We start from the raw sequence: 13517 nt of genomic DNA, 5'->3' as shown, positions 1-13517 counted from the left end.
AATAAGGGCACCTCTAAAACATTGGGGATATCTAATTGTAACCTCATCCAATTAAAAAAAGGTCCCATTAATGAAGGACCTATTTCTTTGGAACAACAGCAATGGTGCAACGGGATATACAGATTAATTGGTTTCTTTCATCTGTAATTTTCACTTCCCAAACCATTGACGACTTCCCAATGTGGATAGGGAGTGCGCTTGCGGTAACTATTCCATCTTTTTTACTCTTAATATGATTGGCATTAATTTCAATGCCAAATACATTGTTTGTTTCTAGATTGGTATGCATGGCTGCTCCAAGGCTTGCTGCTGTTTCCGCTAAGGCTACAGATGCACCGCCATGCAAATATCCGAATGGTTGGCGTGTTCGTTCATCCACCGGCATACTCAAAATTACATCATCTTTATTTAGTGTAACTATTTCAATTCCTAGAGTTTGTAGTAAAGAATTATCGACATCCATATTTTATTCTCCTCAAATGAAGTGACTTAACAGCAATGAAATCCCAAGTAAAAATCCATAAATAGTGTTTGTAATTCCTGTTGCTTTCATCGCTGGCATCATTTCAATGGCTGCCGTTTTGCCGCGGAAGTTTTTAATAACTGCTCTAGCTTTAAAAATAGCTAGAAAAGTTAACAGTGACCATAATGGCAATATCCCAACAATAATATAAAGTCCTGTTAAACCAAATACAATGATAAATAAAATTGCCATAAAGGTAATCGCTTTTTCTCTTCCGATCAGAACTGGAATGGTTTTGCGCCCACCTATTTCATCTCCATCACGGTCACGTATATTATTTGCCATATTAATAGTCCCGATTAGGATCATAATTGGGATGGAAATGAGAATAACAGATGATGTTAATGTTCCTGTTTGAATAAAATAGCTGATACCGATAATCACCGTACCCATCAGAAAACCAGATGCCAGCTCACCAAATGGTGTATAGGAAATTGGGATTGGACCGCCAGTATAAAGGTAGCCGAATGCCATACAGACTAATCCAATGACGGCAATCCACCAGCTGGATGCAATACAAATATAAATACCAATTATAAGAGAAATAAAGTATAAGAAGAATGCAAGGTTCTTTATGGTATTTGGTTTAATTCCATCTCGGACAATAGAACCACCAATTCCAACTGATTCCTCGTTATCCAGACCACGTTTGAAATCATAATACTCATTAAATAGATTGGTGGCTGTTTGTATAAAGATAGATGCTAGAAGCATAGCGAGAAATATATTCCAATTGATGGAACCTTCCACCCAAGCTGCCATTGTTCCCACGAAAACAGGTATAAACGAAGCTGTTAAAGTATGTGGACGAATCATGCGCCACCATATATGAAATCCATCTCGTTCTTTTAAAGCATCTCTCACGTTGTTATTTGTTGTAGGCTCCATTTTGTCTCCCCCTGATTAATGCCTAAATATCATATTAATTTTAGGAGAATTACTAAGGAGTGTCAACTTTACTTCTTGCTTGTTATTAAATAAACGTTACTATCTAATTACGTAGTTGATAGAATAGTGGGTATCACCGCTACGGAAATACACTACGCTTTCCGCGGGCGCTGTTGAGCCTCCTCGAGACTAACGTCTCTGCGGGGTCTCAACTAGGCTTTTCATCCCGCAGGAGTCTCCGTGTATTTCCTCCGCTAAGTTGCGCTATTAATTTTTAAACAAAGTATAGAGGAAACCCGGAAACACCAGCCTATTATACAGAAAGTGATTGTAGCGGAGGGCAGTCGACTCCTGCGGGAAAAGCAACAAGCGAAGACCCCGCAGGAAGTGATCTTCTTCCGAGGAGGCTGAGACGTTGCCCGCGGAAAGCGTACTGCCCGCAGCGGAAATCACAAGCGCATATTTCTAATGTGTTTCCATACTCTACATATTCTTGCACGACATACTGAATTAAACTAATCAGAAGTTTATCTATACACTTATAAAGAACAGCAATATATCCATCAATATAACTAATTGTTTTTTTATAGAACACCAAATAATTAAATTTAAGAAAAAAGTAGGCTTTTCTTGAGAAACGGGTAAAAGAAGCATAAAATGAATATGGACGTTTTACGCAGATATCGGAGGTTTATTCAAATGATTGATTTGAAGAACGAACACATACGAAAAGTACTGGAAAAATCAATTAATGATTTGATAGAGAATAATAAAGAATCTCAGCTAGTAAGTATCACTAAAAAAATTGATAACATAGAAGCAATTTCTTTTTTTAATAAAGGAAAGGCCGTTGGACAAGCTCGAGCATTCTGGATGAGTGCTAGTAAGGATTTTTACCTAGTAGGGATTGGCAGTGCATTAGAAATTAAAGCAGATACTAATCCATTTGATGAAACTAAAAGAAAGTGGGAATCACTTTTAAAAGATGCTCCTGTTCATAATCCTTATTCTGTACCAGGAACAGGAATTGTAGCACTCGGTGGAATGGCTTTTGATCCGTTGAAGGCATCAACTAAGCTTTGGGAACATTTTGATACAAGTCAATTTCGGATTCCTAAATTTATGCTAACAATTGACAAAGAGGATTATTATTATACGATAAATTGGCATGTCACTCGTCATGACAAAGTTGAAGATATTATAATAGAAATGACAGAAACTGAGGAACTGCTTTTAACAGAATATAATAATGAACAAGAATCCCTTTCAATAATTGAAAAGCAGGAGATCGGGGTAGAGAAATGGAAACAAACGGTAAAGCGTGCTACGGATGAAATAAAATATTCCGACGTGGAAAAGATAGTGCTAGCCAGAGAGATGCGCTTAACGTTTGATCAAAAAGCTGACATTGGTTCTGTTCTGCATCGATTATACGAGACGCAGCCGAACAGTTACTTATTTGCCTTTGAACAAGGTGATAACTGTTTTGTCGGGGCTACCCCTGAACGTCTTGTGAAACTAGAGGAAAAGCTGCTTTTTTCCACCTGTTTAGCAGGTACAGCCCCTAGAGGGAATTCATTGAAGGAGGATGAAAAAATAGCCTCCGAATTACTGCATGATGATAAGAATCGTGAAGAACATGAATTTGTTGTCCAAATGATTAAAGCAGCTATGGAGGACTATTGCATAGACCTCAGAATACCAGCGGAACCTGTGATCTATCCATTACGTAATTTACAGCATTTATATACACCTGTAACTGGTAAGCTAAAAAATGGGTATAGCATATTTGATGTAATTGAGAAATTACATCCAACACCAGCACTTGGAGGTACACCAAAAGAAGCATCTTTAGCATTTATCCGTGAAAATGAGCTTTTAGATAGAGGCTGGTATGGTGCTCCTTTTGGCTGGATGGATAATAAGGAGAATGGTGAATTTGCTGTAGCTATTCGCTCAGCCTTGATTCAAGGTGATGAAGCGTCTCTTTTTGCAGGATGTGGAGTAGTAAAGGATTCTGATCCTGAATCAGAATTTGAAGAGACCAACATTAAATTTTTACCAATGTTGTCGGTTTTAGGGGGACAAGATTAGATGGAACACACTGAAATACTTACAAGATATACAGCGAATTTCGTTGATGAGATAGCAGAAAGTGGTGTGACCGATGTTGTGATCTCTCCGGGGTCACGCTCTACACCGCTTGCTTTACTGTTTACAGAACACCCTTCTATAAAAGAATGGATTATAATTGATGAAAGGTCTGCAGCCTTCTTTGCGTTAGGGCTGGCAAAACAAACAAAGCGGGCAGTAGCGCTTGTTTGTACTTCCGGAACGGCGGCTGCAAACTACTTTCCAGCTATAGTGGAAGCGCACTATAGCAGAGTACCATTAGTTATCATTACTGCAGATCGCCCTCATGAATTACGTGATGTTGGCGCACCTCAGGCGATTGAACAAATTAAGTTATATGGAGACTATGTTAAATGGTTTCATGAAATGGCGATACCTGAAGCAACACCGGAAATGTTGTCCTATGTAAGAAATAAGGCATCTCGTGCCGTATATATGGCACATGAGGGGAATGGCGGACCTGTCCATTTGAATTTCCCTGTTAGAGAGCCGCTAATGCCTGATTTTTCCTTGGATAAGATATGGGAGCCGTTAGGGACTGGGGCAACTAAGAGCAGAAGTAATTTTGAATTTGATGGAACAAAACGATTATCCTATCTTCAATTAAAAGAACTAGTTAAGAATCTCCGCAATAAGGAGAAGGGGCTTATTGTCTGTGGACCACAGATAGAGGATGACTTTGCCGAGGCGGTTACTTCCCTTGCAGCAGAATGGGGGGTACCTATTTTAGCTGATCCATTGTCACAAGTACGGGGTGGTTTGCACCCGAAAGCTAATATTATAGAAGGATATGATGCTTTTTTACGAAATAAAGATGTAAGGGATATGTTGAAAGCTGATTTTATCATTCGTTTTGGTGCCATGCCAGTGTCAAAAGCATATCTATTTTATCTGAAAGAAAATAAACAAGCGCTCCAGTTTGTTGTAGAAAATAATACAGGCTATCGTGAACCAACAGGTAACCCTACGGAATACTTATTTGCTAATCCTATTGAGCTCTGTGATGATTTGCTTGCGGAAGCAGGTGATTTAAAGTTTGATAAGGAATGGCTGGAAACATGGCAGGATATGAATCGAGTAGCCAAACGACATTTAACAAGTGGAACAGAAGAAGAAATCACCGAAGGAGAAGCGGTTCGTGCGTTGCTTGAAACCACTCCGGATGAAAGCACGGTATATGCAGCAAATAGTATGCCTATTCGAGATGTGGATAGCTTTATGATGACTACTGAGAAACATATCGAAGTACTTGCGAATCGGGGAGCAAATGGAATTGATGGACTTCTCTCCAGTGGAATGGGCGCTGCATCCACTGGTAAGCCTGTAACAATTGTTGCCGGAGATTTATCCTTCTATCATGATATGAATGGCTTGCTTTCTGCCAAGCATTATAACTTAAATGTCACCATTCTGCTCATTAATAACAATGGTGGAGGTATTTTCTCCTTCTTACCACAAGCGAATAATAATAAGCATTTTGAAGCTTTATTTGGAACGCCATTAGATATTGATTTTCGTAATTCGGTCTTTATGTATGGCGGTAAATATGCCTGGGCTAAGACAATGGATGACTTAACAAGTCTTTTAGAAACGAGTTATACCTCAGAGGGACTTCATGTCATTGAGGTCAGAACCGACCGAACTGAAAATGCAGAATGGCATCGTTCCATCTGGCAGGCCATCGAGGAAGAAATATTGGAACGTTGGAGCTGATACTTTGTATTTCACAATAAATGATGCAAACTATTGGTATGAGATTCATGGTAAGGGGGCCCCGGTGGTTCTCTTTCATGGATTTACAGGATCATCTGGCACATGGTCACATCTTATAGAAGCAGGAAAAGATCAACTGCAATTTATAACGATTGATCTGCCTGGACATGGAAAAACGAAAATGTCTAACCCGCGAACAATGGAAGCTTGTTGTAAAGATATAAGTCATTTGCTAGATACTCTAGGTTACGAAACAGTACATGTAGTTGGATACTCCATGGGAGGAAGAACAGCTCTCTCCTTCGCAATGGCTTTTCCAGAACGGATACGGAGCTTAACGCTCGAAAGTGCCTCTCCTGGTTTAGAAGTTGAGGAAACTAGAGAAAAACGTGCAGTAAACGATGAGGAATTAGCCAAGAGAATAGAACGAAATGGTATTAGAGAATTTGTTCATTTTTGGGAAAATATCCCTTTGTTTGAATCACAAAAAGATCTTCCTGCAGCTATCCAACAAAAGATACGAAAGGAAAGGCTTGAGCAGTCGGAAAGTGGCCTCGCTATGTCATTACGTTACATGGGTACTGGAAGCCAGCCATCTTGGTGGAGTATGCTGCATACTTTTGAGAAGCCAGTCCAACTGCTAGTTGGGGAAAGAGATGAAAAATTTGTATCTATTAACAAAAAGATGCAATCTTTTTTCTTTTCGTGTAAGCTAATAGAAGTAGAAGATGCAGGACATGCCATTCATGTGGAAAAGCCTGACGTTTTTGATAAACTAGTAATAGACTATATTAAACTGCAGGAACAATTACATAAAGAAAAATAAAGGAGGAAATACATTGACTGTTCAATGGGAAAAAGTTCGAGATTATGAAGAAATTATCTATGAAAAATATAATGGAGTGGCGAAAGTAACAATTAATCGACCTCATAAGCGAAATGCGTTTACACCACTTACTGTTAATGAAATGATACATGCTTTCTCTGATGCACGTGATGATTCCGAGATTGGTGTGATTGTGTTAGCAGGAGAAGGTGATAAAGCGTTCTGTTCTGGTGGAGACCAATCCGTACGTGGACACGGTGGGTATGTAGGGAACGACCAAATACCTCGTTTAAATGTACTTGACCTTCAACGTTTAATTCGTACTATTCCAAAACCGGTTATTGCAATGGTATCAGGGTACGCTATTGGCGGAGGTCATGTACTTCATGTCGTATGTGATTTAACGATTGCAGCTGATAACGCAATCTTTGGTCAAACAGGTCCTAAAGTGGGCAGCTTTGATGCTGGATATGGTGCAGGATACCTTGCACGTATGGTTGGGCATAAACGAGCTCGTGAAATTTGGTATCTATGCCGCCAATACAATGCGGAAGAAGCCTATGAAATGGGAATGGTTAATACAGTTGTACCACTAGAGAAATTGGAAGAAGAAACGTTGCAATGGTGCGAAGAAATATTAGAAAAATCTCCTACGGCTCTTCGTTTCCTAAAAGCATCCTTTAACGCAGATACAGATGGTCTTGCTGGTTTACAGCAAATGGGTGGAGATGCAACATTGCTTTATTACACAACAGATGAAGCAAAAGAAGGCCGTGACGCTTTCAAAGAAAAAAGAAAACCAAACTTCAAACAATTCCCACGTTTTCCGTGATTGCAGCACGAATAAAACCTTTGCTAAAACCAGCAAAGGTTTTTCGTTGCTCACTGAAATTGCATAAAGTAGATAATCTATCGTAAGAAAGGAATAGAATAATATGGCTGAAACAATTCCTCATTGGTTATCCAAACAGGCAGATTTAACACCGAACGGTATTGCAATTGAGCTAGTAACAGGTGAGGAGATCACGTTCTCCCAATTAATGAAGGATAGTCAAACTTTTGCTAGAAAGCTAGCGCAGATTGGGGTAGGCAAAGGGTCACATGCAGGAATCCTTTCCAATAACCATGTTTCTATGCTAACTGCCATTCATGCATTAAGCTACCTAGGTGCAGTTGGTGTTCTTTTAAATACTCGCCTTACAACAGTAGAACTTAACTACCAGGTGGAAGATGCGGAAGTAAGTCTGTTACTTACTTCTAATGATATAAAAGAAGCAGTTAACGAGATCAAGGTACCTCTTACTTATTCTTTTGCGGAAGTTGATGCCTTATATGAAAAAGAAGTACCCTTAGTTCAAGACCTCAACCTAGAAGATCCTTTTAGCATTATTTACACCTCAGGTACAACAGGTTTTCCAAAAGGCGTTATCCATACATATGGAAATCATTGGTGGAATGCAATGGGTTCGGTACTAAATTTAGGACTAAACAAAGAAGATAAATGGTTAATCGCTTTGCCGTTATTCCATGTAAGTGGTTTATCTACTTCTATTAAAAGCATTATATATGGTATGCCAATATTCTTAATGGAGAAATTTGACGTTGATAAGGTACATGACGCAATCATGAATAAAGGAATAACAATTATATCGGTTGTTACACTTATGGTGCAAAGATTAATGAAGCGACTGGGAAGTGGAAGTTATCCTCCTGAACTTCGATGTTTTCTTTTGGGTGGAGGCCCTGCGCCTAAACCTCTATTAGAAGAAGCATGGAAGAGAAATGTTCCAGTTTATCAATCGTACGGAATGACAGAGACATCTTCTCAAATCGCAACGCTTAGTCCTAATGATGCATTGAAGAAAATTGGTTCTGCCGGAAAAGCCCTCTTTCCAGCAAAATTAAAAATCCACGCCCCTAATAAAAATGGCATCGGGGAAATAATGGTAAAGGGGCCACTGGTAACGAAAGGATACTACAAAAACGATAAAGCTAATGAGACATCTTTTATAGATGGATGGCTTGCTACAGGAGATTTAGGTTATTTAGATGAGGAAGGCTTTCTGTATGTTGTAGAACGGCAAAAGGACTTGATCATTTCTGGCGGGGAAAATATTTATCCATCAGAAATTGAAAGTGTTCTATCAGGAATGGCCCAAATTAAAGAAGTTGGAGTCACAGGGAAAAAGGATAAGACCTGGGGACAGATTCCAATTGCTTTTGTAGTGAAAGAACAGGAAGTTACTGTTAGCGAAATCGTTGCTTATGCTGAAAAACGGTTAGCAAGATATAAACTTCCAAAGGAAATATACTTTGTTGATGCATTACCTAGAAATGCTTCCAATAAACTAGTGCGAAATCGATTATTGAAGGATTGAATGAAAGACTGTTTAAAGCTATAAGCTCTTAAGCAGTCTTTTTTTGTAGTGAAAATGTTTATAATCTGCATAAGTGTCAAGTGTTCTAAGAATACTTTTAAGTAGACAGATACAGATTAAATGGAGGTATGTATATGGAAAAGAAACGATATTTTGTTAACATAGGGGAAGGTGAAATTTCTCAAATCAAATACGAGAATAATGATGATTTTGTGATTTTCGCAACAGAGGCTGAGGTAAGTGAACTTAGAATAATCATGAATCATTTACATGACGCTAGTTTTTCTTCTTTTTTGCGTGCGCACGTGCCAATTGTGGAATACCATCACGATTCTGCAAATGATCGATACGACGAGTATTTAACCTCAGCTTATCAATTAATCCATGATTTAGGAGTTGAAAAAACAAGGAAACATATTGAAAGTATGAATATTTTAAGTAATAATCATAATAAGAGATAGAGATATTGGACTTTGTCACTATTTTTTTCCTGGAGACATGTTTAAAGGTCACAGACTAAAGTAGGGAATTCCTTAGCCTATAACGTTTAACCCCTCAGAATATAAGGAATAGTAATAAGGAGAGATTAAAAGGGGAGGCTTAAACAAATGGGAAAAAGATTAATATCACTATTTGGTGTAATGGCTGTTGGAGTACTGATTGCTTTAATTTATTTGAGCAACGCCGATTCTGCTCTCGTAGTTAATAATCATGTAAAAGCACAGGAGAAACCCTTAGTTGGGAAACAAGAAATTGTTAAAAATAGTGGCAGTGAAGAAATACCTGAATTGACCCATGAAGAATTGATTTATGCAATAGAAGGATTTATGAATACATTGGTGCAGGACATAGATGAAAATTACAAAGCAGTTCGTTTTCAAACAAAAGATGAATTATTAACAGAATTTGAGAAGGTAACAACAAAAGAAGTAGCGGAGCCATACGTTGATTTCTATTATCGAGAAGAAGAAGACGGGATCTACATGTTACCGACAGAGACACCGCCATGGTTTGTTAAAGACAATGAATACGAAACAGAGAAAATAGATGAACAGAGGGTAAAAATTATTCAGAATAACAACACGGTAATAGACGGAGCCTACACCATTGAGTTAGAATTAGCATATAGTGATGGTTGGAAGATAACGGATGTCACATTAATATAGCATCGTAGTATAAAGGTAGTTGAAAAAGGTTGAAAACGTTTAGAGATTATTACAACAATGAAGTAAAGCTTTCTTTTGAAGACCATCCTTTTTCTGAAAATCCGAAACATGTACTTGTAATTTGCAGGTTTCAGAACAAATGGCTTCTAACCAAGCATAAGGGGAGGGGATTGGAATTCCCTGGTGGAAAAGTAGAAGCAGGTGAAACAGCTGAACAAGCAGCCGTTCGTGAAGTGATGGAGGAAACAGGCGGTACCGTTAAAGAGCTCCATTATATTGGGCAATACTATGTTGATGGAAAAAGTGATTACGTCATTAAAAACGTATATTTTGCAAATGTAGAGAAATTAGAAAGCCAATTAACATATTATGAAACGGATGGGCCGCACTTATTGGATAAAATACCTAAAAATATTCGTTACAATAATAAATTTAGTTTTATTATGAAAGATGGCGTTCTAGAATATTGTTTGGGTCAAATTCAGACGGTACCTCCTGCAATTAATTAGGTGAGCAGCATCCGTTTTTTGTTAACGGAAGCTTCACTTTATTCTTAAATGTGTATACAAAGTGAGTGATTATGTTATAATGACTTTAGAAATGCATATAATATAATAGCAACATTAGAAAACGAAATATAACTGTATAAGAAAAACCGCTCCATGCTGTTACATGGAACGGTACAATAGACTAACCCCATCATAAGGGGGTTGGCACATGAAAGGATAATCCCTCACGGCCGGGCTAGAGCACATGAGGGGTTATTTGTTTTTCTCGGACATGATAAATGCAATTAACGATCCGAATGAAATCATCAGCATCAGTACATTCTCCATATCCATAAGCATCACCTCCCTTGCTAGGGAGTATCCCTAGTAGGAAATGGTGTGCCACCCCTCATGTGGAAGCTTGTCCATTGTATTAGTATTATATCGCATGCGAACGTATATTTCTATTCTTTTTGAAAAAATGAAAAATATGGCCTGGGAGAATCAGACCATATGAGTTTTATAATTAACAACTATTTGGTGTTCTTGATTAACCATCGTTCAATTCGTTCTACTATCTTATACATCATGGCTGCAAGAATAGCAATAATCACAAGACTGGACATGACCAATGTAAAATCAAATACCTGAAATCCATAAATAATTAAATATCCCAATCCTTGTTTGGAGACTAAATACTCCCCAACGATAACCCCAACCCAAGACAGCCCTACATTAACCTTTAACATAGATATGATAGTCGGGAGGGTAGCGGGAAAGACCGCCTCTTTAAAGCATTGCCATTTGGTAGCCCCAAAGCTTTTTAATACCTTTTCATAGTTAGGATCAACCTCATTAAATGCAGAGTAAACAGTGAGTGTAGTTATAATGACAGATACCAGGAACCCCATTGTTATAATCGATAAATAGCCAGGACCTAAAGCAACGATAATAATTGGACCTAGAGCAACTTTTGGCATTGCGTTTAGAACGACTAAATAGGGGTCCATAATTCGTGAAAATCTGTTAGAGGACCAAAGCGATGAAGCGATAATTACCCCGCCAATCGTTCCAATTATAAATCCTAGGATGGTTTCAAAAAGGGTTACAGATAAGTGTGTAAACATAGACCCATTTATAAAACGCTCAAAAAGAGAAAGTGTTATTCTGGTTGGTGAACTAAACAACAAAGGGTCTATCCAGTACATTTTACTGCTAACTTCCCAAAGTGAAATGAATGATATTAAAATAAGGAGCTGCCAGGAAAGAATTATTTTACGCTCTCTTTTCAAGTTCTTTTGGTAAGCTGTAAAAAGAGTTTCGTCATTTTTCATGAAGAGCGCCCCTTTTGTTTCTCTTTTTCCTCTAACTCAGCCCATATTTTATCAAATAGAATCTGATATTTAGGATGCTTCCTAACCTCTAATGGGAGTTGGTTCCTTAATTCTATTGGCACTTCGAATGATTTTGCGATGGTTCCAGGATTGGATCCCATTACTAGAATTCGGTCACTCATTGCAATCGCTTCACCAATATCATGTGTAACGAGAATAGCTGACTTGTGATATGTTTTTAGTAGCTTACCAACCAAGTCTTCCAGCTTTAGTTTTGTTTGATAATCAAGAGCAGAAAATGGTTCATCTAGTAACAGAATCTTTGGATCGTTAATTAGTGTTCGCACTAATGCAACTCGCTGACGCATCCCCCCAGACAATTCTGTGGGATATTTATCTGCAACTCCTGATAATCCAACTTCTTCCAATAGTTGTAAGGCTGTTTGCCTCATGGAGTCCTCGTTGTTATTTGTTATCTTTGGACCGAGCAGAGCATTGCTCAGGATGGTTTTCCAGGGAAAAAGGTAATCCTGCTGTAACATATATCCAATTGCAAGCTTCGATTCTGTAATAGGTTTATTCTCAAGCGTTACATGCCCTTCTGTTTGTTTGAACAGCCCTGAAATAATCGAAAGGATAGTAGACTTTCCACATCCACTTGGACCGAGCAATGAGATAAATTCACCTTCTTTTAGTGTGAAGGAAATATTTTCTAAAGCCTTTGTGTATCCGTTTTTATAAAAGTAGTGGTGTGATACTCGATCTAATGTTAGAAATGACATTCTTAAAGCCTCCTTACTGATTAGTCACTGCCTTTGCAAAATCGGTGTTTACTAAATCTGCATATGGAACATCCATTGGTAATTCTCCAGCTTCATTCATTATGTCCTTTAAGTTTTGCCATTCTTCCTCGTCGAGAATGGGATCTGTTGCAAAGGAGTCTTGATTTTTATAACGTTCGATAGAAGAGGCTATTAAGGATACATCTGTATCTTCAAAAAATGGATGGACAACTTCTGCAATGGTTTCTGCATCATTTTCCTTAACCCATTGTTGTGCTTTATATAAAGCCTTTGTGAATTTCTCTACTGTAATAGTTTCATCATCCAAATAACTTTGTTTCGCCATAAATCCAGTATATGGGACCTTACCGGATTCTTCTCCAAAGGAGGCTACGATATGTCCCGTACCTTCCGTTTCAAAGACGCTTGCAGTAGGCTCGAACAATTGAACATATTCATAATCACCTGAAGCAAATGCACTTGGAATATTAGCGAAATCGACACTTTGATCAAGGGATACATCCTGATGAGGATCAATACCGTGTTTCTTTAAAACAAATTCTCCAACCATTTGGGGCATTCCGCCTACACGCTGGCCTAAGAAATTACTATTTCTTAAATCCTCCCACTTAAAATCAGGCTTAGGTTCTTTTGCCACTAGGAAAGTTCCATCTGTTTGCGTTAATTGCGCAAAATTTATAGCATAATCTCTTGAATCTTGCGCATACACATAAATCGAAGTCTCCGCTCCAACAAGAGCAATATCTGCTCCGCCTGATAAGAGGGTTGTCATTGTGGTGTCACCACCCCAAGTGGTTTGTAAGTCAATTTCGATTCCTTCCTCTTCAAAAAATCCATGCTCGATTGCAACGTACAATGGTGTATAAAATACCGATCTCGTTACTTCGGCTAATGTTATTTTTGATGTGCTATTCATGTTACAAGCAGAAAGGAAGAGGAGTAAAAATACGGATAACACAGTGAGAAACTTAATTTTTCTCATAACAATCCAACCTTTCTCAGTTCATCATTTTTGCAGGTAAGATAGTAAAAACATATTTACCTGCATAAGTGCAACGATGGCATTCGCTCAAAGGCTTAGCGAATGCCAAGTTTTCTAATCAACACAGTTTATGTCAAAATCAAAAATTGTGTGAATGCCTATTTTCCTTCGATCAAATTGCTTGGGAAAACCTCCTTATTCTATAGTAGAAGACAAATAAAAAAGTCGACCTCTATGAAAGAGATCGACTTGTTAGCAAATGCTAACATAGGCTTTAGATTAT

13 protein-coding genes are annotated in these 13517 nt (G+C 38.2%); 8 read left to right on the top strand and 5 right to left on the bottom strand.

What is annotated here, in order from left to right:
• Nucleotides 1–79 precede the first annotated feature (79 nt).
• Nucleotides 80–463: a hotdog fold thioesterase gene (locus tag D8M04_RS04520; protein WP_121521727.1), complete on the bottom strand. Its 384-nt coding sequence runs from the start codon at nucleotides 461–463 to the stop codon at nucleotides 80–82.
• 12 nt (nucleotides 464–475) lie between these two features.
• A complete protein-coding gene (locus tag D8M04_RS04515) occupies nucleotides 476–1411 on the bottom strand; it encodes a 1,4-dihydroxy-2-naphthoate polyprenyltransferase (RefSeq protein WP_121521726.1) in 936 nt (311 codons plus the stop codon).
• Between the two features lie 699 nt (nucleotides 1412–2110).
• On the opposite strand from D8M04_RS04515, the gene D8M04_RS04510 reads away from it, so the two are divergent.
• The 8 genes from D8M04_RS04510 to ytkD all read left to right on the top strand — a co-directional run bounded on the left by D8M04_RS04510 (nucleotide 2111) and on the right by ytkD (nucleotide 10136).
• Complete coding sequence (locus D8M04_RS04510) at nucleotides 2111–3505, top strand: isochorismate synthase (RefSeq protein WP_121521725.1); 1395 nt, start codon at nucleotides 2111–2113, stop codon at nucleotides 3503–3505.
• Complete coding sequence (gene menD, locus D8M04_RS04505) at nucleotides 3506–5257, top strand: 2-succinyl-5-enolpyruvyl-6-hydroxy-3-cyclohexene-1-carboxylic-acid synthase (protein ID WP_121521724.1); 1752 nt, start codon at nucleotides 3506–3508, stop codon at nucleotides 5255–5257.
• Entirely contained in the window at nucleotides 5160–6083 is a 924-nt protein-coding gene (gene menH / locus D8M04_RS04500) for a 2-succinyl-6-hydroxy-2,4-cyclohexadiene-1-carboxylate synthase (protein WP_246001119.1), read from the top strand. Before menD ends, menH begins: the two co-directional genes overlap by 98 nt.
• A 13-nt stretch (nucleotides 6084–6096) precedes the next feature.
• Nucleotides 6097–6915 carry a 1,4-dihydroxy-2-naphthoyl-CoA synthase gene (gene menB / locus D8M04_RS04495; RefSeq protein ID WP_121521722.1) on the top strand — a complete coding sequence of 273 codons (819 nt, stop codon included), beginning with the start codon at nucleotides 6097–6099 and terminating at the stop codon, nucleotides 6913–6915.
• Between the two features lie 103 nt (nucleotides 6916–7018).
• Nucleotides 7019–8461 carry an o-succinylbenzoate--CoA ligase gene (locus D8M04_RS04490; RefSeq protein WP_121521721.1) on the top strand — a complete coding sequence of 481 codons (1443 nt, stop codon included), beginning with the start codon at nucleotides 7019–7021 and terminating at the stop codon, nucleotides 8459–8461.
• 134 nt (nucleotides 8462–8595) lie between these two features.
• Nucleotides 8596–8922, top strand: a complete 327-nt coding sequence (locus D8M04_RS04485) for a hydrolase (RefSeq protein WP_121521720.1) — start codon at nucleotides 8596–8598, stop codon at nucleotides 8920–8922.
• Nucleotides 8923–9069: 147 nt separating this feature from the next.
• The gene (locus D8M04_RS04480) at nucleotides 9070–9627 is read left to right on the top strand and encodes a hypothetical protein (RefSeq protein ID WP_121521719.1); all 558 of its coding nucleotides are present in this window, start codon (nucleotides 9070–9072) and stop codon (nucleotides 9625–9627) included.
• Nucleotides 9628–9656: 29 nt separating this feature from the next.
• On the top strand, nucleotides 9657–10136 hold the full coding sequence (gene ytkD / locus D8M04_RS04475; protein WP_121521718.1) for an RNA deprotection pyrophosphohydrolase: 480 nt from the start codon (nucleotides 9657–9659) through the stop codon (nucleotides 10134–10136).
• Between the two features lie 512 nt (nucleotides 10137–10648).
• Here the strand turns inward: ytkD and D8M04_RS04470 are convergent.
• From D8M04_RS04470 to D8M04_RS04460, 3 genes are read right to left on the bottom strand one after another with little or no spacing between them, the layout of a single operon-like run.
• The gene (locus tag D8M04_RS04470) at nucleotides 10649–11449 is read right to left on the bottom strand and encodes an ABC transporter permease (RefSeq protein WP_121521717.1); all 801 of its coding nucleotides are present in this window, start codon (nucleotides 11447–11449) and stop codon (nucleotides 10649–10651) included.
• Nucleotides 11446–12231 (bottom strand): ABC transporter ATP-binding protein, encoded by a 786-nt coding sequence (locus tag D8M04_RS04465; protein ID WP_121521716.1) that lies wholly within the window; start codon nucleotides 12229–12231, stop codon nucleotides 11446–11448. The genes D8M04_RS04470 and D8M04_RS04465 overlap by 4 nt, the downstream gene beginning before the upstream one ends.
• Before the next feature lie 13 nt (nucleotides 12232–12244).
• Entirely contained in the window at nucleotides 12245–13234 is a 990-nt protein-coding gene (locus D8M04_RS04460; RefSeq protein ID WP_121521715.1) for an ABC transporter substrate-binding protein, read from the bottom strand.
• Between the last annotated feature and the right edge of the window lie 283 nt (nucleotides 13235–13517).

Source organism: Oceanobacillus piezotolerans, assembly GCF_003665065.1.
Classification (GTDB): Bacteria; Bacillota; Bacilli; order Bacillales; family Amphibacillaceae; genus Oceanobacillus; species Oceanobacillus piezotolerans.
This window is presented reverse-complemented; position numbering and strand designations above follow the sequence as displayed.

Bases quoted from the DNA above. Each gene is read 5' to 3' on its own strand.
- menD (WP_121521724.1), top strand. From the start codon at position 3,506: ATGGAACACACTGAAATACTTACAAGATATACAGCGAATTTCGTTGAT.
- D8M04_RS04465 (WP_121521716.1), bottom strand. From the start codon at position 12,231: ATGTCATTTCTAACATTAGATCGAGTATCACACCACTACTTTTATAAA.
- D8M04_RS04490 (WP_121521721.1), top strand. From the start codon at position 7,019: ATGGCTGAAACAATTCCTCATTGGTTATCCAAACAGGCAGATTTAACA.
- D8M04_RS04510 (WP_121521725.1), top strand. From the start codon at position 2,111: ATGATTGATTTGAAGAACGAACACATACGAAAAGTACTGGAAAAATCA.
- D8M04_RS04480 (WP_121521719.1), top strand. From the start codon at position 9,070: ATGGGAAAAAGATTAATATCACTATTTGGTGTAATGGCTGTTGGAGTA.
- D8M04_RS04470 (WP_121521717.1), bottom strand. From the start codon at position 11,449: ATGAAAAATGACGAAACTCTTTTTACAGCTTACCAAAAGAACTTGAAA.
- D8M04_RS04460 (WP_121521715.1), bottom strand. From the start codon at position 13,234: ATGAGAAAAATTAAGTTTCTCACTGTGTTATCCGTATTTTTACTCCTC.
- D8M04_RS04515 (WP_121521726.1), bottom strand. From the start codon at position 1,411: ATGGAGCCTACAACAAATAACAACGTGAGAGATGCTTTAAAAGAACGA.
- D8M04_RS04520 (WP_121521727.1), bottom strand. From the start codon at position 463: ATGGATGTCGATAATTCTTTACTACAAACTCTAGGAATTGAAATAGTT.
- menH (WP_246001119.1), top strand. From the start codon at position 5,160: ATGTCATTGAGGTCAGAACCGACCGAACTGAAAATGCAGAATGGCATC.
- D8M04_RS04485 (WP_121521720.1), top strand. From the start codon at position 8,596: ATGGAAAAGAAACGATATTTTGTTAACATAGGGGAAGGTGAAATTTCT.